Here is a 21,169-nt window from a genome sequence, read left to right on the forward strand (position 1 = left end):
ACTTCAATCGCAGCACAAATAGACTGAATATTCAGTCATTTTAAATTAGAAGTGCCATAGGCACCGCTAGATTATATATTTAATACGAGTTTCACAGTCTTACTGCCCCCACTGCTCCCTATATTCCTGCGGAGTTGTGCGATTCTTTTTCTTGAAAAATCTAATAAATGAATGTGAGGAGTTGTAGCCGAGCGCAGTAGCAATTTCATGTACCTTCAAACTGCTTTTCGTAAGCAGATCCTTGGCTTTGCGATCACGCAATTCCGTTAAATAATCGGATAATCCGTTCCCTGTAATCTGCTTATATAGCCTCGACAAGTACGAGGGGTTCAAGTTCACATAATCCGCCATATGTATAAGTGAGATTTCTGTTGAAATATGACTTTCAATAAATTCATGTACCTTCCTTACAACATCATGGGTGCTTTGCTCTTGCTCTTTGATGTTCCAGGTAATGATAGCGTGTGCGAGATGTAGAAAGTAGTCGCTCCACTCCTGCCAAGATATATTTTCGTCAAATTTGACGAGTTTGTTCCATTCGAACTGATCTCCTAGCGCCTTCTCTAGCTCATACTTATTCACAAATGTCAGAAACACAAAGGACAACGCATGATAAAGCTCCAACTTCTGCAAGCTTGGAATTCGATCATTCGTGAAAAGAGGGGATAATTCCTCATATAGTCGAAAAAATTGTTCCTCGTTCCCGTTCTCCAGGCAATTCAGCAGCAGCGGCATCTTGCTCTGAAGCTCATAGCTTTTTTTCCGAGGTCCCTGATTCGCAATACTCTGTGAATGCTCCTCTTCGATCTGAGAAATCTTATCATCTGTTAATAACGTACCTCTTCGACTTCCTATTCCCCGTACGAGCAGAAATTTCAACGCGTGGAACCGATCGGCGAGCTCGGGCCAGTCTACCGCGCGACTTCCAAGAACGAACGAGATGGATAGTTTCAGTAACTCCTGACATTTGCTCTGAATCATTTCCAGCATTCCATTCACGTAATGGAATGTCCTCTCCCGTTCTTCTGTCTCCACGGAATGCGGCTGCAGGATCCAAACCATTTTGGACGATTCGTATACAAGTGAGATAAGCTTAGCGGATTCAAATAAAAATTCTTCAACGATATTTTGCACGGCATAGATGATCAGCGATTTGTCCGGCGCAGTCGTAATTTCATTCCAATCGTCCACACGACAGATTAATAGAAACACGGGTTGGTCGGCTCGAAAGAAAATTTCAATGTTAGAGAAATGCTCAGCAAGAAGCTCGGGTTCTACCTTTTTCCCTTGCAGCAAAGCCCATAGATATTCCTTCTGCAAGGTTGGAAGGGCCATCTTCATATGTTCCTGTGCCTTCTCAATCAATCTCCTTGCATCACTCTCTTTATTCAGACTATCAATAGCCTTCTCCACTGCTTTGATAATGATATCGTCGCTTTCCGTTTTCAAAATATATTCAAGTCCGCCCAATGACAACGCACTCTGTGCGTAGCTGAAATCACTATGGCTCGTCAATAAGATTACCTTACTTATTGGCCAATTTCTGCGGATTTGCTTTAACAGCTCAATCCCATTCATTCCGGGCATAAGAATGTCGGAAAGCACGATATCGATACGTTGTTTTTTCATGAGCTCGAGCGCTTCGAAGCCAGAGTATGCTTTGTACACTTCCAACTGTAAATTTTGCTCTCTCTCAAATAGATCTGCTAATCCATCCGTAATGACCGGCAAATCGTCCACAATTAGTAATCTGTACATGCGTCACGCCCCCTCTTCTTTAAGCGCCAACCGAATCGCAACTCGCAGACCGCCCATCTTGGATCTCGACATATGCAATCCGTATTCCGGCCCAAACATAATTTGAATACGTCTGTGTATGTTAATAATCCCTGTTGTATCTTCGATAACACGAGCTGACATACTCAGTCTAAGATTCAATTTCTCTAAGTCATGATCCGACAAACTCTCACCATTGTCTTCCATATAAACGATCAAATCTCCGTCACTATAATCCGTATGGATCCACAGCTTTCCGCCAGAGACCATGTCAGTAACCGCATACTTATAAATATTTTCAACGATCGGTTGAAAAATTAAGCGCGGCACCTTATACGGCGCAAGTTCAGGATCAAGCTCATCGAATTGAACCTGAATTCTATCCCCATAACAAACCTTCTGAAGCTCTACATATGTCCGCGCATGCTTAATTTCCGTCTCCAACGATACGAGGTCAGAATCGTCCCTAGTGATGAATTGAAAATAGTCTCCGACATATTGACAGAATCGATAGGAAAGCTCCAGATCTTCCGATTTAATTAATCGACATAGAACAAAAAAACAATTGTATAGAAAATGGGGGTTTATTTGAGATTGCAATCTTTTCAACTCAGAACGCTGGCTGTGGATTTTCTGCTCGTAGTTTTCCTGTATAAGTGTCTTTAGATGGACCGCCGTCTCATTGTATGCATTGTATAAATAACCGAATTCATCGTGACGCTGCGAATGAGCGATTGGTACAATCTCTCCCATCCTCATCCGTTTGAAGGCACCGATTAATGTTTTTAATGGACGATGGATCATACGGAATATGGACATAGAGAAGAAAAGAATGATGAATATGGATAACACAGAAACGCCCAATATCCAGAACTGATACTTATTGATAGGATCGGTAATATGACTTTCCGCCACATAACTCACCAGATAAGATCCCAACTCCTTAGAGTAGGTGAACGAGACCAAATAAGGTACATTTCCGAATTGAAGTGTATGATAACCGGCATAAATCTCCTGTTGTTTTTGATTGGCGAGGTAATTGCGAAGAGCCGTTAAAATAGAAGAATCCTGCTCATCCGAGACCATCCAATTCTGGTTCACATTGATGAGAGCGGCCTTTCCTTCAGGAATGCTAATAACCTCTCTTAACGTCTTCTTCAGCCTTTGGACCGAAATTTCCACACCTACAACGAACTGTACCTTGCGGTTTACAAGCGCAGGATATTGCATACTAACAAACAGTCTGTCATCCCAGTAGATGAGAGGACTTTCCTGGTTATTGTTTTTAAGCTGCAATGCTTCAAACTCTGCATTATTAATGGCTGTATCAAATGTCGAGCTTAGAATCGTTCGCTGGAGGAGAGGTAAATAAGCTCTGACCTCCGCAATGTAAATACTGTTATATTTAATCAGTTGCAAACGCCGCTGAATCCCGCTGATAGAAGTCAATTTCTCGTAATCACTCATACTATCACCACTTGTACTTAGAAACATTAGGTCTTTGTCTGCGACATATTCCGGAAGTATACGTATAATCCGCTCAACTTCCAGCTCCAGCATATTCTGATAAAATTGATTTCGATTGGCAATTGACTGAAAAATTTCCTTGCGAATACTCTCTGAACCCTTATTGTTAATTACAAGAGTTAGCAAGTACAGCGGTACCAATACCGCTATAAAGGTCAGCATCAATTTAACAAAAATGGTTGGCCTGTTCCACTTTAGCAAGTTAGAAATCCTCATGATTGTTCCCCCTGCATTGATAATGTGCTTCCTTATTGTACATACACTTTATCATACAGGGGAGGAAGCAAACTATTGTTTCACCATTTTATTCCTTCACGCTGCCTAGCACGATCCCTTTAATAAAAAATCGTTGCAGGAATGGATAGACCAGCAAGATAGGAAGAGATGCCACAAAGATTTGCGCAGCGCCACTCGTTCGATCGGAAATTAGTCGAAGCAGTTCCGCATCCTGCGAGCTTATGAATCTCATATCTCTCTTAATAACAATCGTCTGAAGAAAGGTTTGCAGAGGATAATGCTCCGGCCTATTCATCAGTACAAGACCATCGAACCAGCTATTCCAGTGCCCTACCATTGTAAATAACCCAACTGTCGCAAGAGCGGGCATGGACAAGGGGACAATGATGCTCCATAATGTCCGGAAGTGACCTGCTCCATCCATTCTAGCTGATTCGTCAAGCTCCTTCGGCAAGCCTCGATAGAAATTAAGCAGCAGAATTACGTTGAACACCGAAAGCGCTCCAGGCAGCACAAGCGCCCAAATGGAATCCATCAGTCCGAGCTTCTTGATCGTCATAAACCAAGGAATAAGGCCGCCTCCGAACAATATGGTAAAAACAAAAAACCAAGTATACCACGTTCTAAATTGAAAAGCCTGGTTCTCTTTAGACAAAGGATAAGCCGTAATTATCGTAAGAAATACACTAATTATTGTTCCAAGCACAAGTCTTTGCCCGGAAACTCCAAAGGCTGTCAAGTATTCCGGCTTATTCATTATGTTTCTATAAGCAGCTGTCGTGAAATCCACTGGCAACAGGCCAACTTTACCTGCCGCTGCTGCCGCACCAGAGCTAAGAGATAAAGCGAACATATGAATTAAAGGGAATATGCATAATAGAGAAAGCAACGCCAAGAAGGTGTAATTGCAAACTACAAATACTGTTCTACTCTTAGACATTCGTGTAATCAATACCCTGCCTCCTTTCTAGAAAATACGGTAACCCGCAAAACGGTATGCCATCGCATAGGACATGGATACAAGAATAAAGGAAACGACTGATTTCAATAATCCGACTGCCGTAGCTAACCCATAATGAACTTGCTCGAAGCCCATACGATAAACAAAAGTATCTATGATATCGCCACTCTCATACACGGACGGACTATACAAATTAAATATTTGCTCAAACCCCGCATTCAAAACATTCCCAATGCTTAAGGTCGCGAGCAGAACGATGATCGGCATCATTCCCGGAAGGGTAATATGCAAGGTTTGCTTCCAACGGTTAGCACCGTCCATTTTAGCCGCCTCGTACAAGGCCGGATTAATACTTGTGAGCGCTGCCAAATAGACAATGGTGCTAAAGCCAAACTCTTTCCAAATATCCGAAATCACAAGCGTATAGGGAAACCAGGTATTACTTCCAAGAAAGAAAACCGGCTTAATTCCGGCCCAGCCTAAAATCTGATTGATTATTCCGGATGAAGGCGATAACAAATCGATCATGATACCACCCAGCAGCACCCACGACAAAAAATGGGGCAAGTAAACGAGTGTCTGAACCGTCCGCTTAAAAAACTCTCTTCCAATTTCATTCAGCAGGATTGAGATTGTAATAGGTACAAGAAGTCCACCAACTATTTTCATTATCGCAATAAATAGAGTATTGAACATGATTCGATCAATATCAGGATACTCCAGCATATATTCAAAATTTTTCCATCCAACCCATGGTGAATTAAATATTCCGCGCGTTGGAATATACTTTTCAAAGGCAATAGAGACACCCACCATTGGCACATAACTGAATATAATCGCAATTATTATACCTGGCAGCAGCAATAAATGAAGCGGCCATTCCTTTGCAAACCTTTTGATGATCATTTCAAACTACCTCCCAAGCGTAAACATCTGGCGCTGACCTTAGCGATGCAATAATCGGGAGGAGACCCCGCAGCTTGCAGCTCCCCTCCCTGCACAATGGTTATTACTTTGCTACGCTTGCGTGCCACTCATTAACTTCTTTTGTCATATCGTCACCGCCAAGCTTCTTCCAATCTTCGACAAATTTATCAAATTCATCGATTGAAACCTGATTCATAATAATTTTAATAAACACTTCGTTCATCTTTGCATCAAGTATTGGTTTTTTCTCAAGCATGACGGGGCCTGTAGCTCCATTAAACTCATTAAAATGGTAGAGATCCTTTTGCAAATAGTCATACATGATGGATAAGGCTCCTTTAGGTCCGGAAATCAGATATTCTCCCCATTCTTTCATATCTCCGTCCAAGTATTTCATAATTTTCCCATAACGATTTGGTGCTTCTAGGCCAGTAAGTGAAGAAGGATCCTTCGCTTCAACCGCTTTAGGTACAACATCACCTAGCATTACTGTCTCCGTCTGAGAGAATGCACGGACAGGGCTTAGTTTCCAGTAATTCACAGCCTCTTCGTTCTGAAGGAGGTATACTTTGTCTGATTCCTCGGGCTTCGTATAAATCTGTACCCATTTGTTGAGAAGTCGAATGACGGCTTCCGGGTTTTTCATTTTTTTGGATACGACGTAGTAACCGGCAACTCCCAGCTCGATTTGTGACAGCGCAGGCTTGTCGTCAATAGATACGATTGGGTACGGCCACCAATCTTGCGCCAATTTCCCATCTTGAATCGCACTGGTGAACAGTGGCCATGCACTGAGCCAGAAAGGACCGTATACAATGCCCATTTTGTCCGCAGCGACCAGCTCATTTTCCTTCGTAACATCTTTAACACCGAATTCCGGATCGATCAGTCCATCTTTATACATATCTTGCAGCTGCTTCAATGCTTGCTTCATCTCCGGCTGGATATTGCCATTCGCCAGCTGTCCAGATGCATCCTTTACCCATTGATTCGGATAGGCATGGAATCCATTAAAGAAACCTTTAATATCAAATGTCCCGTCCAATAGAAATTCTTTTGTCATTGGGATGCCGTACGTTTTGCCCGTCCCTCCTGGATCCTGTGTCGCGAAAGCTTTTGCGATATCGATAACATCCTGCATGGTTTTTGGCTCCGACAGATTTAACTTCTTCAGCCAATCTCTTCTGATCCATACTTGAGTGGATGAACTATAAGGGCCATTTGTAAGAGGGATGGCCATCAGCTTCCCATTGCTTTTAGCGGAATCCAACTGCTTACCGCCATCTCCGGTTAAGTAAGCTTTTGTGGCCTCGGTAGCCGTTTTCTCATAGACATCTGTAAGATCCATAATCATGTCGGCTTCGATAAGCTGCTGCAGCTTTGCCATATCGTCAACCCACATAAGATCCGGAATATCATTTGATGAAATACTCATTTGCACCTTCTGGGGATACTGAGTCGTCTCTGCAACCCATAAGTTTTTAATTGTAATGCCAAGGTCTCTCTGAAGTGCATCGGTTACAGCATTTTTGTCAATTGTTTCACCCGAGATGTACTTAATATCCGCTGCATTCTCACGACCCATCGTAATTTCTACAGGCTCTGGTTTCTCGTTTTTCGGTTCACTTGTTTCAACCGCGTTACTGCTTTCTGGTGCCGGAGTGGATGATCCTTCGTTCGAATTCTTGCCGCTGCAAGCACTTACAAAAGTCAACACCACAATCAACATACAGGATAAAATCAATCTCCCCTTGCGCTTCATTCAAAATCCCCCTCGTCATTTTCTGGAGCGTTGAGTGTATAAGCTGTAGCAGATAGATGTGACATTAAATTTACATATGCTGTATATTTATATATCAACTATCTCCCATACCCTTATTATAGGGGCTTCTGAACGCCTACTCTATACGCATGACTTTACATCGATGCACAGTTTTTTACATCAATGTCTTAAGATCCACTTTGTCTCTGTAGAACAGTCACAGTTAATGGGGCGAACCTTTCATTCAATGCAGTTCGGTATCGTTCACTTCGTAAAGCGAGCTGCTGTCCCGTCGGTTTATTGCGGTTAAACAGCTTCCAATTATCATCAGTTAAATCCATCCCTGCAAGCTCGACCATTCCCATCTCGTCTAATGAGTTGTTTATAATAGCTATGATTTGTTGATTATCGGATCTGAACTCGCATACTGCAACATGCGGGGAATAGCTCGTAACCATTAACGGCTTGGGAACACTCATCCTATTTATCGTTTCTTGAAGAACGGCACGACGGATCGGATTAAGCAGGCCCTCTGGGTTTTTCTGTCTATAAGGCAAAATAAAAACACGATCATTCACAATTGTCATCCCTGGGCAAATAGCTTCTCCTTGTACATTCAAAATTCGTGAGATCACTTCTGCGGAGCCTTGCTCATACTCAATGTCTAAACAATGCCCTAAGGTAAGATAAGGTCTCATCCTCCCTTCTTTCGTTTCCGAGTACTCTCGGCCGTTCACAATTTGTTCTATCGTTTGCAACTCTATCCAAGCTGCATGCTTCACTCCACATAATGAGCCTAGTCCCATTTCATATAGCGTGTACAGTGCATCTCCGTCCAATAGAATACAATGCGCAGCGAATAGCTCGCGTATTTGTGCCTCATCGTAATTGCGTAGAATTTGTCCAGAGCAAGCAACGACACCTTCCCTCCGAGGCCACTCTACCGTATAACTGTTAGCAATTCCGTATGACGAAAGTAAGCTTGCCCAAAATGTTTCCATTGGATTAAGCTCCTCCATTGAACCTTGCTTAGACGTATGCAGAGAGTATGAGGATCGTTCATTCACAAGCACCTGTACGCCGACCATCTGGTCTACTTTGAGGTTCATTGCATCTACTGCGTTCAGGAAATCTTTTTCTTCATTTAACCAACGATCTGTCTGTTCTTCGGGATATAAACCATTGCCTACCATATCGATAATATTTAAGGTGATCCCTCGACTGCCAAGCAGCAAAGAGGTTTCCAATTGATATTTCTGAAAAGATTTCGATTTGGAGTATGATGTGTACGGAATATTTTCCAATTCCGGGTATGTAGCTGTTTGCTCCGGAAGTAATGCAGAAGTCAATCGTGATACATCATTGAAATGCCAGGAATACTCCATTCCACTAGTTTCCCTGTAAGCTGGCAAATGGGGTCGAACAATAGCAGATTGATCACCGTCAAATGCCGCTATTATCCCATACCAATCCCGACCTTCCGCAGCATGTACACTAGGTGCACTCGTCATTAAACCAATCCGTGTATTGGGCGAGACACGATGTACCGCATCGCTTATAGATTCCGCCAAATGGACCATAGTCTGTCGGCAGGATTCCAACCAGATCCGGCGATATTCATGCGGCTCTCCGGGCGCTAATAATCCTCTGACAAATTCCTCTCGATTTATAGAGGCTACCCCTGCTTGCCCGGCAAACTCTCTTAAATGTGCATCGCAGAAGCATCCCCCCCACACGAGCGGCGCATGATTATGGAATCGAAAATCATCCTCTACCCATAGCGAATAAGGCTGCAGCGTAGCATAATAAGCATATATTTCAACGATGTAGCTCCGCCACTCTGGACATAGCGGACATACCGCGACACTAGATTGATTACCTAATGGATCAACCATCAATTGAAAGTTAAAATCTTTGGACAGCTGATTACCTGCTGAATCGTGCAGCAGCGTATTTAACGGGTTGACTGAAGTCGTCACCCCAATCTTATCTAATTCGATTTTCGCCCGCCCTATCATTTGGATCCAAGGTTTTACTTCTTCAATCGTATTATGACGAAGATTTAATGGCTCTATAAAGAACATGACATCATCTATTCTACTATTGCGACAAAACTCAACTAATGCTTCAAGACGCTCTTCTTCCCAATGACCTGGCTGCAGGGTGTAACGCAGCATATAAGCATAATTCGCCATGTTTAATCCATCCTATTTTCTTATTTGGTTTTTCATTTGATTTGTACATGATAAAACGAGAGCATTGGTAGATGAGTTCCCGTATCTATAATCGGAAAAGCTGACGGATTAGCTTCGTATGTGCCATGGACAAAGGAAGACCCTTCGATTGGACGAGGAAGGATGAGCTCAACCTTGTCCTTACTCAGAATGGTCCACTGCATAATCGGCTCAAGACCTTTCTCATCATGGATCGAGAACAGACACTCTCCCGGTCCAATTGCGAATAGTTCACCTAGCACATCTGCAAACTCTAGTATTACCGTCTGTTTCCCTTGAGTGGTACGGTGGCCGAACACTGCTTCCCTCAAATTCGGTGCCCGATAACATACCGGCTTTCCATACTGTGTAGCCAATGCCACCCTTGCCAATCGTCCACCAATCAACAAATTGCCTGCAGGGCTATTATGAATAATATCCGAGAGTGGGCTATCAAGCGAGGGTACGACATACACTTGATCGTCCCGCATCGCCGCGATCCGTTGAGCTTCGCGAACCATTCCCCAATATCGGTTTCCTTCTTCACCATCCGCATACCCTGCACATCGATTTAGCTGTACAGTCAATACCGGCAGCTCACGATTCTTCAATTCATTTCGCCAATGATCCACCATTTGAGTGAACCTATCTAGATACGATGGAGCGTTTATTACATCGCAGTCACTGCACCCCTGATACCATAACATCCCCTTCACACGCCCGCCTGCTGAATGAATGACCTCCATCATATTACGGTATAAATCACCGATTTCATTCGGATTCCATCTCTCCAGTGGAGAACCACCTAGAGCGGTTTGAAGAAGTCCAATCGGAATACCCGTTTCACTCTTGACCAGCTTCGCAAATGCGAGGTAGGGAGAGTGTCCAGGATTTACCGGCTCGCCATTCAACATTTGAACCGATTGCGTTGATTCATTGAAGGGATGTGTCGCCAAGTCCCATTTTCCATTATGCCGCAGTAGGTGAACACCCATTTCTGGTGGGTCATAAACGGGCCCTCTGCCATAACCTGTTGCGTTGCTTTGCCCCGCGATCACCCATATGTCACCAACGGCAACATGGTGAATCATATCACCGCGTGTAGAGAGCTCCATCGGCTGCTGCTCATTCAGACGTAAGCAGGTTTCAATTCGGTACAAGCCTCCGGTAGGAATATCTGTAATGCTCACATTCCATTCGTCACCCTCACTCATGAAACAACGTCTCCACGGAACGACAACCCCGCTGCCATCCTCCTTGACCACACAAGCATAAACGCAAGCCTGTTCTGCGAGAGCACCTGGATTGATCGACCAGGATCCTCTTAAATAAACTGCACCCAAGCCTTGAACCCTCTGCAAAATTGCCCAGTGCTGCGGTCCTTGAATGATTTGCACACCAAATGGTTTGATCGTCAAGCTATCCCCTCCGATATTCATGCCGTCCTATGCTGTGTATTATATAGGTGCCCACGAGACCAATCTATACTCTTGTTTTTACATTCATGTGCATCTGTTTACAGCTCATTTGGCTCTATTCCTCATTCACGAAACACCTCCCCTTCTAAACCTCAGCGTCATAAAAAAAATAAAAAAACGCCCCACTCTTGAGATGAATTATGAAAACATTCATTTGACTTCCAAGAGTGGAGCGCTTCCGTCTAACACCTAATCGGCAGCTGTCTATTTAATTATCACTAAGTTTATATCCAAATTATAAAAGGTAAATAGTAAAGTCTCTATACTCATTTCATTACTTTAGTGTGCATTTGTTTACACTAGCGCTCACTTACTCCCAATCAATCGTTTGAAAGGTGTCTGTTCGAGAGGATTCTCTAGCTTTCAGGCACAATAATCCACTTAACAGGCCTTCACCCAATGAACGGATCGGATCAGCACCATTTCGCATCATTGCCACAAAGTTAGCAGCCAATCCGGCATCTCCGCCGAAATGCTCTTCTCCCGGATCAATTTCATACGTTTCAACTCTAGCAGTATGGTGCATGAATACTTTGATTTGGTTCGTATAAAAATCAAATTCTATCGTTCCTTTATACCCAATAAAACGTGCTCCTCTAGCCGCTGCCCCTCTGCGTACAAAAAAGTTCTGCGAATAGGTAGCATGCATTCCACTTTCATAACGGATCAGAGCACTCCCTGAATCTTCGTTGCCCGTATCTTTCGCAAAGCAGCAATAAGCCCATGTATCCCGAGTCTCTTTGTCTGCAAAAGCCGTGCTTTCTTCGCACGTTCTATTCTCATCGCATTCGACGCATTTCAGTCCCGCAGGTTTTGTTCCCGTGAATATTCGTTTTGACGTCATTGCGCTTATACTTATCGGTCGCAACTGAAGGACATCGGTTATATAATCGAAGTCGTGCGTTGCCTTCTGAAGGAACATACCGCCCGTCTCATTCTCATCACGATACCAATTATGATAGTAAATGCCTCCGTAAGGAACGTTATTAACGGCCTGAACATGCTCAACAGTACCAATTTTCCCGGATTGGATGATTTCTTTTACCATGTTGACCATAGAGGTCAAGCTTAGCGGAAAGGAGACCAGCACCTTCGACTTCCCCGACTCGTAGCCCTGTTTCAATCGACGCAGGTCATCCATATTCGTAGCTACCGGCTTCTCCAGAAATAACGGAATGCCTGACGGCATAACCTTGAGCGCCATTTCAGTATGCAAGGAGCAGCGAGTACCAATCAGAATTCCATCGAGCTCCTCGCTTGCGATCATTTCCTCCGGCGTATCGTAAAAGTTGACTTTATCCAATCCGTTATTTTCCTGGTTACTCTTAAACTCGTCGTTTCTGACATCTACGATGGCAGCGATTCTGCAGTCGCTATCGTAATTTACGATGGACTGAAGCATGTTACGAATGCGACTGCCATAACCTATGACCCCCAATTTCATGTTTGGTCCTCCAGTCATTTATTATTGAGATCCGCCGCGGACAGAATATCCTATGTTTACGACTTTCCAGCCCATCGTTTCGCCAAATCGTTCCAACACTTTCGCCACATCGCCATAAACGATAACGCCATGGTGAGTACCGCCGTGCTTACTGAATGAAGTTAAGAAATCAGAAACCGGAAGGCTTGGCTCAAACCAGCCGCGGATCGCGTCTGGCATCCGATCCTCGCCCTGTACCTCCAGCATCTCCACAGGTGATAAAATCATCGAGTAGGTATCGTTCTTTCCCGGGGCTAAGCTGACATAAACTGCTTTTCCACCACGGAATCTCCCATATGCGACGACAGGACTTCCCGCGTTAGAAAAAGGAAATGCCTTCTCTTGAAGAGTCATCTTCTCTGCCGCAATACGCACATTCATCTCGCCCATGTGGCTGACTAAGATGCGGTTGTTTTGCCAGTCTGGACAAAACATCTCCGCGAATGACGTTTCTGGGTATACGGAAAGCAGCGCGCCAACTAAAGCAGCGGTAAGGACATCGCCTTCTCCTGCGTAGCCGATCCCTCTCTCCATCGCTTTGCTTGCTTCCATGAACGGCATGCAGGGAAGACCTGATTGCTTCGTAATCTCCATAAAGTTTACGGTAAACGCCGTTAATTCGTATTTCTCCACCAAGCTTCTCACCATTAGACATGCTTCCGTCGACTGCTTGTATACCTCTTTGTCTAGGCTTGTGGACTTAAAGAGCTCTCGGTCAGCTCTCATCTCTTCTTCGATCTGCACTTCTGTTATCTCTTCAAATCTCGTTTTATTATCAGTGAGATCAAACTCGAGTGTTTCCATCCCAATGGTAGACTGCAGAACATCAGTCGGTACTAGAAAATCTCCCATGCCTTCGAATTGACGTCCCAGCCTTCCTACTCGTGCTGTCTTCATGCGTTTTGTCATTCTTGCAGCTTTCACGCAATCCGTTACTCGATCCAGCACATCTGACTGAGACCAGTGCCCCGCTTCGATCTGAAACTCTTTCCCGTTGCGCAGCAACAAATTGCACATGTCTTGTACACCGTGTATGCCGTGATTGTACATAATTTCATCCGGCAGCTGCAGCGGACTTAAATCAAAGGTCGGAGTTGAATCAAGGATTACGAGCGGAAGCTCTGTTGCCGCCAAGAGTGCTGAGGATTCAAGAGAAGGAGAATAGGCCAGATGCAAGGTCACGACAGCATCGACATCTTCTCGCTCGAAAATCTGAATGGCCTCCTCGAATTCAGCCTTAATTCTGCATAGCTGAACAGAAACCACTTCCAGCTCTTTATTTCGAAGCTCGCTTGCAATCGTATCATGAAAGGCATCCACTCTTTCTCTGATTTCAGGCCAATGATCGTCATATAATTTAATGTACAAGGGCAGCAGTCCGATTTTTAGCTTCTCCATCTATGATTCTCCTTCTTCTTATCGATTATTGATACTATTGATAAGTGCATAAGCATTATTGTAGAATACGTCTTCGATGTCCTGCTTCGTTAAACCCTCGGCCTCAGCGGCCAACCTGAACGCTTCGATCTCCTCATACATGAAGAACGTTAGGGCTTCCGCCTCCTCATTCTCCACCTCACGCATATGTTTGTCGTCTGATACATCCCCGTATAGTCCCTTTGGAACTAAATTTACATAATTTCCGTCTTGGCAAATTCGTCTAGTCCTCATTCGAAGAATAGGCAGGTCGCTGCCGAAAAGAATGCGTTTTGGTCCTACCGCTTTAATCAGCTGTTGGAAAACATAATCATTTGTATTTGCACTAATATCGAACACCATATTTTTCGTCTCGGCAAGAACTTCAAATGCGTTCCCCAGATCCTCGGGGCAATATGCTCTGCCAACATGGGCGACAATCATCTTGACGGATGGATATTTTCTTTCAATCTCCAATAATTGCGCGAGATTTACAGGGTCCTTCAATCTGCCGTCTCTCGGGATATGCAGCATAACGGCCCAACCGCGCTTGTTCAAAACCTCCAAATGATGATGAGGCAAGAAATCGAAGACCCGTATTTCTTTCTCAGGGATATAGGAATCTGCAAAATTTAAATAAACTTTGCATCCCAAAAATCCGCCCTTTTCGATTCCATCTTCAAAATCCGCAGCGCTCATACCCGGCTTAGTGACCATCAGAGACGGCAGGCTGTGCTCTTCGGCGCACTCCCTGATATATTCATTACCGGCTTCGATGTCGTAACTCAAACTCACTTGCGAAAATATGAGCGGAGTAACCTGCTTTCCTGGAAACATAAGCTGGTAAGTTTCGTATAGATCCTCAATCGGATTTTGTGCAGCAACCAAGGACGGCCACGTAACGGCTCTCACGGGCGCTTTTGAGGTTTGTATGCGAATGCTGTCAAGCCATACATGTGTATGTATGTCGATGATTTTATCGGGTAAAAACTCTTTTAGCTTGGTTTCGTAATAAATTTTGTCAACTTCCTTAATCTGAAATAAACTCATTGTGATAAACCCCCATCATTCGAAATAGATTCGCTAGTAAATTTCCGATATTCTCGCTTATATACCTCATGCGCCGCTGGATCCGGTTTCCTAATCAGCTTTGGAAAGGCTGCTTTTAGGATTGCTCCTCTTTCATCCGGATACAGACCCGTGCCTATACCTGCCATAATGGCTGCCCCTGCTGCTCCAGCGCAGGACCCGTTGACAACGCTTACTTCTTTCCCGAGTACATCGGCTACGATTTGCGGCCAAAGGAGAGACTCCGTAGGCCCACCAACCATTGTCACGGAATCAAATCGCATCCCAGCCTCGTCCAATCGGTCTATATGCATTTTTAAGAGATAAACCGTTCCTTCCATTAACGCTCTTGCTATATCTGTCTTTGCGAACTCATCCCGTTCGTCGAGCTCATCTGGCAACATGGGGCTTATGAGAAGTCCGCCCGCTCCGGGCTCAGCTGCGCTAGCAAGCTCATTAAACGTATCGTACCTGTCCGGGGCACTGGAAATATATTCGCAGATGTATTTATCCACCGCAGTGGCGATTGCAGGAATTGAAAACATCGCGCCCCACGGTCCTTTTGGTTGAAGAAATGGGTCGACCAGCATCTTAAGATCAATCGCACTCTGCCGATCCTTTAATGGTGTGAAGCCTACCCATGAGGTCCCGCAGGATAGAAGCAGTTGTCCTTCATCCAATACCCCCGCCCCCCTCGCAGCACTCGGGTGATCGAAAGAACCAACTGTCACGGGCATTCCAGGCGGAAGCCCTGTCTCGACAGCAGCCTCCACAGTGATATAGCCCAGAACCGATCCCGGGGCTAGTAAACGCGGCAGCTTCTCCTCGGGAATTTCTAATTTTCGCAAATAAGGAAGGTGCCACTCCATGGCCTTCTGATTCTGCAGATAGAAGGTGGTAGCCGTGGAGCTGTCAATTGCCCATTCTCCAGTTAACTTGTAATTCAAGTACTCTGTGCTCATACAAACTCTTGCCGCGCTTTTCAGTAGGTCCGGCTCGTGAACGTTCAACCAGGAAAGGTGAGCGAGTGGAAAACTTTTCAGCAGCGGCCACCCTATCAAATCGTGAACCTCAGTTGCTTCCAGCTTCCCGAACGTCGCTTCCATTTCATCTGTTACGCGTTCATCCATCCAACTGAATGCCGGGAGCATTGGCTCCCCACGGTCATTTACAAGGACAGTATTTCCGCTAGCCGACGCTATGCTTAGCCCTGAAACAAATGCACCCTCGGGCAGTGCTGAGACCAGCCTGCGAATGACATCGGCAGTCAATCGAAACAATAGATTAGCGTCAAACTCGATACGGCCATTATCAAAAACTTCAGTTTGCGTTTCGTTACGCTCTCTTGAAACGACAGATCCACCTGCTGAGAGCAGTACTCCTTTTACCGCTGATGTGCCGATATCAAGTCCTATTAAATACTCGCGAGACTTCCGATTATCTTCACTCGACATCATCGATCACCCTCTCATACTACAGCGCTCTTCTTCGTATCCAAACACTCCATTGGATCTATATAGTCAAGACCAAGGCTTCTCGCTACGGGCTTGCAAGTGACCGCGCCGTCGTAAGTATTTAAGCCTGAGCGCAGATCAGAATACTCTATCAAAGCCTGCTCTACTCCTTTGTTCGCAAGCTTCACCAGATACGGCAGCATTGCTGCTTCAAGCGCAAAGGTTGATGTTCTCGGAACGGCCCCTGGCATGTTGGCAACCGAATAATGAACCACGCCGTATTTTTCATAGTACGGGTTGTCATGTGTCGTTACTCGATCAATCGTCTCGATCGATCCGCCTTGGTCAATCGCTACATCTACGATAACCGCCCCTTTCTTCATTGTTTTTACCATTTCTTCCTTCACGATTTTAGGCGCTTTCGCTCCAGGAATGAGTACCGCACCGATAAGCAAATCGGCATTTTCTACAGCTTGGGCTACGTTGTATTCATTGCAAATAAGGGTCGTAATTCTCCCCCCGAATATATCGTCGAGGTAAACAAGCCTATTTTTACTCACGTCAAGTATAGTGACCTTAGCACCGAGTCCAATTGCCATCTTAGCGGCATTTGTACCTACGACCCCTCCCCCGATGATCACGACCTCTGCGCTGCTTACCCCCGGAACCCCGCCTAGTAAAATCCCCATGCCGCCGTTATACTTTTGGAGCATCGTTGCTCCGATCTGAACCGACATTCTGCCGGCAACCTCACTCATCGGGGCCAGAAGAGGAAGCTGCCCATTATCGAGCTGCACCGTTTCAAACGCAATGCTTGAAATCTTTTTTTCGATCAGCATCTTGGTTAAAGGAAGCTCCGCTGATAAATGCAAGTAGGCAAAAAGTGCTTGCCCAGGTTTAAAAAACTCATACTCCGATGCTAACGGCTCTTTCACCTTCACAATAATATCCGCTTGATTGAACAGCTCGCGCTTATCCGCAAGCACCATTCCTCCCGCATCCACATACTGTGCATCGTCAAATCCACTGCCTTGGCCCGCATCCTTCTCTACAAATACCTGATGCCCTTGGCCTACTAATTCTTTGACTCCACCGGGTGTAAGTGCCACTCTATTCTCGTTGTTTTTGATTTCCTTTACCAAACCGATTTTCACATTCATCACCAACTTCTAAAGGATTATTAAACCAACTATTAAACCAACTATTAAACCAACCGAACTTCAATGCCCCGTTCTTTAAATGCCTCAATTTCTTCCTTGTTGGCATTTTCGTTCGTGATGAGGCAATCCATTTTCTCGACACCTGCAATAAGTGAAAAATTAGCTCTACCGATTTTGGTGTAGTCCGCGACTAGAATTGTTTTGTCCACTCTAGCGATCATTTGTCTGTACAATTCCGCTTCCTGGTGATGATACGTGCTAATCCCATACTCGGAACTTATTCCATCGGACGAGAGGATGAGCTTATCAGCCTTATATTTGTTTAATTGAATTATTGCGTCGTCACCTGAGACAAACTGATATTCAAAATTTAGATTTCCTCCAAGCAAAATAACAACATTAACATTCCTATTGAATCCAGCTTCCTGCGCGATTGACAAGGAGTTCGTAATAATAATTAGATTTTTGTGATTCTTTAATTCCTTCATCACATATAGCGGTGTCGTTCCTGAGCCGAGAATTACGGTATCGCCATCAGAAATAAGTGAAGCAGCATCAACCGCAATTTTTCTTTTTTCTTCTTTATTAGCCTCCGCACGTTCTTGAAAGTTCATATTATAATAAGATTTGTAGGCGCTGATCGCACCTCCATGCGTGCGCTGCAGCAATTGCTGTGCACCTAGCTCATCCAAATCACTGCGGATGGTTACCTCCGATGTACCGAAGAGCTTACTTAATTCAGCTACCTTCACCTTGCCTTCTCGATGGAGCAAATCCAAAATCCGTTTTCTTCTCTCGTCGATGTCAATGTCTTCTATTTTTTGTTCTGTCATAATTACCCCTTCATGAAACGAATGTCATTTTATACTCTCTAATGCATCATCCATCTTGTTCAAAAAGAAATCCAGCATTTTTTTTGTAGCGATAATAGGCGGTTTTGTAAGCGCAGCAGGCGGACACTTCGCTTTATAAGTTTGAGCACTAATATCAATGCAATTTTTATTAACAATACCAGTAAATTTCGTGACTTTCTCCGCTTCGTGAAAGAACAAGGTTGAAAGAAGTCCCTTTCCTTCCACCTTCTCAATAAGCGAGGAGTGTCGTGAAGTCAATTCTTTGAGTTTTTCTTCGTAATAATCTCCTATTTCACGGATATACGGCGCATTTTCTTCGGAAAATTTCATTGTGATCAGATAAGCTAATGCCGCCAATTCTTGCTGTCCGTTGGTAACTAGTGCGCCAAACTGATTCAAGGTATCCATCTGAGAAGTAGTGATCACGCGGGATGCTGGATACTGTCCCCCCGGAAACCCTTTACCTATCACCACGAAATCAGGATTCAAGCTATATTCTCTAAACAAATACATACCGGGATACCACATACAAGACTGAATTTCATCACACATCACCGGAGTATCGTTATCATGGCAAAGCGTGTATGCTTGTTGCAAATATTGCTCTTCAAGTCTGATACCGCCATAGTTCATCATAATAATTTCATGAAGGAACCCAGCAATCTTAAAGGGAGGTTTATTATATTGTTCGAATTTCTCCTTGAAGTCCTCGAAGTCATTAAGACGTACCGGACAAGTTTTCAAAATCCCGGCGTTACTCATCTTTTCGTACATAGCAGGCCATAAATCGCGCATAGTCTGGGCAATAACCGTCGTTCCATGATAGTTCGCTTTGGTACCCCCGTCATTGTCGCCCATTACTAGAAACACGGGAATCCTATCCTTATACTCCGGATCCGGGAAAGTATGATCAAGCTTGTAAAACCTCGCAAGCATCATTTTAATGGCTGCTTCACAAGCCAATGTACCCGTTTCCAAATTGATCACACGGTTGAGGACATGGGGCTCCTGGTTAACCAATATGTTCTCCAACGCGTCGGTTTCCTCTAGACCTAAACCGTTCACTGTTCGAATAAGCTCCCTTTCCAGTAAACGTGTAATATATCCCCGTGTGTTGTTATGTGTTGCATTGGTGATACCGAGTCTTCTAGCATTATCAATCAGTTGATAACCGGGGAAATTATGCCCGAGGGGTGTATGGTAATGCTCGCTTTTGGCCGCAAGATAAAGCTTCCCATCCTCCCCCAATCTTAGATAACCTAGTCCCCCAAGAGGGCTAGCTTTCAAATTGGCTGCCTCTCTAAAAGCATTCGTCGGCGCGCCCGGAATCGAATTTTTAATTTCAGGAACTACCTGTGTCCCTACCTTCGTTAACAATCCATCCATTCTACTTACAAATTCCTCGGGCATGAACTCAATTTCTTCATTCGCTATTTTCTCCACTTCAGAGACATTCAGATCAGAAAGAAAAGCGGCTCCAGCCATTGTTGACTCCATATATTCTTTGCCTAATAGCTGAAACAATGAGCTCTTCACTGATTTCATTCTTTTCATCTCACTTTCCTCAACAAGCGTTAACTTGTTTTTAGTTTTCTTTTATGTTTCGTTTTACTTATGTTTTAAAAGTATTATATTTCTTATTGTTTCTTTTGGCAATAAATTATTTCGGAATCTTTGGAAAAAAAATAATAGGTACAGCAGCCTGATCTCGATAATAATCCAAACAAAAGATCGCCCTCTAACATGCCGAGATGGCACGGTAGAGGGCGATTGCTTTTTAATCATTCTCGACGGTTCGTATGCTGTTCCCTATTCTCCTAATGCTTCTAACTTTTGTATCGCTCTTCTTTTACGATATAGCATTTTGGCTGCTTCTGCCACATCGTTCAGCATTCCCTTGTTAATGATGGCACCGAACAGCATTCCTGCTATTGGTATAAGTTGGAACAGTTTCTTCCAGCCGAAATTATCACGATAGACAGCAACAACCTCCTGCCATCCCTGTAGTTGGGATATCATCTGCTGCTTGTGATTCTCACTGCCGAAAGCGCCGAGTTCCTCAAGGATTGCTTTTTTGCCAACAATGTCAGAAGAAGCGAACTGCATGACTTTGACTGCAAATATTCGTTCTTCCTTCAGTTTCGGATCGTAGCCGTAGCTGATTGCGATTTCTTGAATGATTTTTAACGAAAGGCCTAATATGGCCGGAATATCAACTGCTAGAGTGAGAAAACCGCCGAAACCTGTCGTTGCACCTTGGATGGCGGCTATAGAGGAACGACTCGCCGACAGCTGATCTGCTGTCTTATTCATGACCGCTATTGGCAAAAGGGAGCATTTATCCAGGGTTAGCGGTTCAGCCGGTCCGACTGATTCGACACCACTAGAGTCAGATTGAAAAGAGGCTATTGCATTTTGTTGAACATCCTTCAGCACACTTTTCTCCGAAACCAGATATCGCCCCCCATTCTGAACATATCCACCGATCTCATCGACCGCTTGCCCAATCTTCTGCTGAATAAATTTGGGCGTAAGTTTATCAAGCAGCATAAAGGGAAGTCTACCAAGCTTCTCCCAGAACCATAAATCCTTCTGATCCCGTTCCCATGCTTCGACTTCCTGTAATTCCGTTTCAAGTTGCTGCTTCGTATCTGTTGATTTCATCATTTTGCCTCCTCGTAATTCTCTGTTATACGTCTCGCACAGAGCTTAGGGTGCATTTGGCATATTTTGTAATGGAGTGAAAAGGCAATCTCTCTCGGGGGAATACCTATTAATGAGTTTTCACAAAATATCAGACATGCATTCCCAGGGAATAGAGGACTTATAACAATGAAATAATTAAGCAAAGAT

General features: G+C 44.3%; 15 protein-coding genes. All 15 read right to left on the reverse strand.

The features are described 5' to 3' along the window. Window positions 1-99: 99 nt before the first annotated feature. The 15 genes from AC0YN7_RS22630 to AC0YN7_RS22700 all read right to left on the reverse strand — a co-directional run bounded on the left by AC0YN7_RS22630 (window position 100) and on the right by AC0YN7_RS22700 (window position 20,980). Complete coding sequence (locus AC0YN7_RS22630; protein WP_475812302.1) at window positions 100-1,758, reverse strand: response regulator transcription factor; 1,659 nt, start codon at window positions 1,756-1,758, stop codon at window positions 100-102. Window positions 1,759-1,761: 3 nt separating this feature from the next. Next, window positions 1,762-3,519, reverse strand: coding sequence for a sensor histidine kinase (locus tag AC0YN7_RS22635; protein ID WP_475812303.1), 1,758 nt, complete (start codon window positions 3,517-3,519; stop codon window positions 1,762-1,764). A gap of 88 nt (window positions 3,520-3,607) precedes the next feature. Continuing rightward, window positions 3,608-4,480 carry a carbohydrate ABC transporter permease gene (locus tag AC0YN7_RS22640; RefSeq protein ID WP_475812431.1) on the reverse strand — a complete coding sequence of 291 codons (873 nt, stop codon included), beginning with the start codon at window positions 4,478-4,480 and terminating at the stop codon, window positions 3,608-3,610. 27 nt (window positions 4,481-4,507) lie between these two features. Next, window positions 4,508-5,407, reverse strand: coding sequence for an ABC transporter permease (locus AC0YN7_RS22645; protein ID WP_475812304.1), 900 nt, complete (start codon window positions 5,405-5,407; stop codon window positions 4,508-4,510). Between the two features lie 103 nt (window positions 5,408-5,510). Further along, window positions 5,511-7,190, reverse strand: coding sequence for an extracellular solute-binding protein (locus AC0YN7_RS22650; protein ID WP_475812305.1), 1,680 nt, complete (start codon window positions 7,188-7,190; stop codon window positions 5,511-5,513). Window positions 7,191-7,378: 188 nt separating this feature from the next. Further along, window positions 7,379-9,385 carry a hypothetical protein gene (locus AC0YN7_RS22655; RefSeq protein WP_475812306.1) on the reverse strand — a complete coding sequence of 669 codons (2,007 nt, stop codon included), beginning with the start codon at window positions 9,383-9,385 and terminating at the stop codon, window positions 7,379-7,381. Between the two features lie 32 nt (window positions 9,386-9,417). Next, entirely contained in the window at window positions 9,418-10,821 is a 1,404-nt protein-coding gene (locus AC0YN7_RS22660) for a sialate O-acetylesterase (RefSeq protein ID WP_475812307.1), read from the reverse strand. Window positions 10,822-11,191: 370 nt separating this feature from the next. Next, complete coding sequence (locus tag AC0YN7_RS22665) at window positions 11,192-12,325, reverse strand: Gfo/Idh/MocA family protein (RefSeq protein ID WP_475812308.1); 1,134 nt, start codon at window positions 12,323-12,325, stop codon at window positions 11,192-11,194. A 21-nt stretch (window positions 12,326-12,346) separates the two neighbouring features. Continuing rightward, window positions 12,347-13,762 (reverse strand): L-arabinose isomerase family protein, encoded by a 1,416-nt coding sequence (locus tag AC0YN7_RS22670; protein ID WP_475812309.1) that lies wholly within the window; start codon window positions 13,760-13,762, stop codon window positions 12,347-12,349. A gap of 18 nt (window positions 13,763-13,780) precedes the next feature. After that, complete coding sequence (locus tag AC0YN7_RS22675) at window positions 13,781-14,830, reverse strand: amidohydrolase family protein (protein ID WP_475812310.1); 1,050 nt, start codon at window positions 14,828-14,830, stop codon at window positions 13,781-13,783. Then, window positions 14,827-16,305 carry a xylulokinase gene (locus AC0YN7_RS22680; RefSeq protein WP_475812311.1) on the reverse strand — a complete coding sequence of 493 codons (1,479 nt, stop codon included), beginning with the start codon at window positions 16,303-16,305 and terminating at the stop codon, window positions 14,827-14,829. The genes AC0YN7_RS22675 and AC0YN7_RS22680 overlap by 4 nt, the downstream gene beginning before the upstream one ends. 11 nt (window positions 16,306-16,316) lie before the next feature. Next, window positions 16,317-17,456 (reverse strand): alanine dehydrogenase, encoded by a 1,140-nt coding sequence (gene ald / locus AC0YN7_RS22685; protein ID WP_475812432.1) that lies wholly within the window; start codon window positions 17,454-17,456, stop codon window positions 16,317-16,319. 50 nt (window positions 17,457-17,506) lie between these two features. Continuing rightward, window positions 17,507-18,295, reverse strand: coding sequence for a DeoR/GlpR family DNA-binding transcription regulator (locus AC0YN7_RS22690; RefSeq protein ID WP_475812312.1), 789 nt, complete (start codon window positions 18,293-18,295; stop codon window positions 17,507-17,509). A 24-nt stretch (window positions 18,296-18,319) separates the two neighbouring features. Then, the gene (locus AC0YN7_RS22695; protein ID WP_475812313.1) at window positions 18,320-19,870 is read right to left on the reverse strand and encodes an aminotransferase class III-fold pyridoxal phosphate-dependent enzyme; all 1,551 of its coding nucleotides are present in this window, start codon (window positions 19,868-19,870) and stop codon (window positions 18,320-18,322) included. 255 nt (window positions 19,871-20,125) lie between these two features. After that, window positions 20,126-20,980 (reverse strand): EcsC family protein, encoded by an 855-nt coding sequence (locus AC0YN7_RS22700; RefSeq protein ID WP_475812433.1) that lies wholly within the window; start codon window positions 20,978-20,980, stop codon window positions 20,126-20,128. Window positions 20,981-21,169: the final 189 nt, after the last annotated feature.

Source organism: Paenibacillus sp. J31R122, assembly GCF_056269185.1.

Excerpts from the sequence above, each read along its gene's own strand:
- AC0YN7_RS22630 (WP_475812302.1), bottom strand. The coding sequence starts at position 1,758 with ATGTACAGATTACTAATTGTGGACGATTTGCCGGTCATTACGGATGGA.
- AC0YN7_RS22635 (WP_475812303.1), bottom strand. The coding sequence starts at position 3,519 with ATGAGGATTTCTAACTTGCTAAAGTGGAACAGGCCAACCATTTTTGTT.
- AC0YN7_RS22640 (WP_475812431.1), bottom strand. The coding sequence starts at position 4,480 with ATGTCTAAGAGTAGAACAGTATTTGTAGTTTGCAATTACACCTTCTTG.
- AC0YN7_RS22645 (WP_475812304.1), bottom strand. The coding sequence starts at position 5,407 with ATGATCATCAAAAGGTTTGCAAAGGAATGGCCGCTTCATTTATTGCTG.
- AC0YN7_RS22650 (WP_475812305.1), bottom strand. The coding sequence starts at position 7,190 with ATGAAGCGCAAGGGGAGATTGATTTTATCCTGTATGTTGATTGTGGTG.
- AC0YN7_RS22655 (WP_475812306.1), bottom strand. The coding sequence starts at position 9,385 with ATGGCGAATTATGCTTATATGCTGCGTTACACCCTGCAGCCAGGTCAT.
- AC0YN7_RS22665 (WP_475812308.1), bottom strand. The coding sequence starts at position 12,325 with ATGAAATTGGGGGTCATAGGTTATGGCAGTCGCATTCGTAACATGCTT.
- AC0YN7_RS22670 (WP_475812309.1), bottom strand. The coding sequence starts at position 13,762 with ATGGAGAAGCTAAAAATCGGACTGCTGCCCTTGTACATTAAATTATAT.
- AC0YN7_RS22675 (WP_475812310.1), bottom strand. The coding sequence starts at position 14,830 with ATGAGTTTATTTCAGATTAAGGAAGTTGACAAAATTTATTACGAAACC.
- AC0YN7_RS22680 (WP_475812311.1), bottom strand. The coding sequence starts at position 16,305 with ATGATGTCGAGTGAAGATAATCGGAAGTCTCGCGAGTATTTAATAGGA.
- AC0YN7_RS22690 (WP_475812312.1), bottom strand. The coding sequence starts at position 18,295 with ATGACAGAACAAAAAATAGAAGACATTGACATCGACGAGAGAAGAAAA.
- AC0YN7_RS22695 (WP_475812313.1), bottom strand. The coding sequence starts at position 19,870 with ATGAAAAGAATGAAATCAGTGAAGAGCTCATTGTTTCAGCTATTAGGC.
- AC0YN7_RS22700 (WP_475812433.1), bottom strand. The coding sequence starts at position 20,980 with ATGAAATCAACAGATACGAAGCAGCAACTTGAAACGGAATTACAGGAA.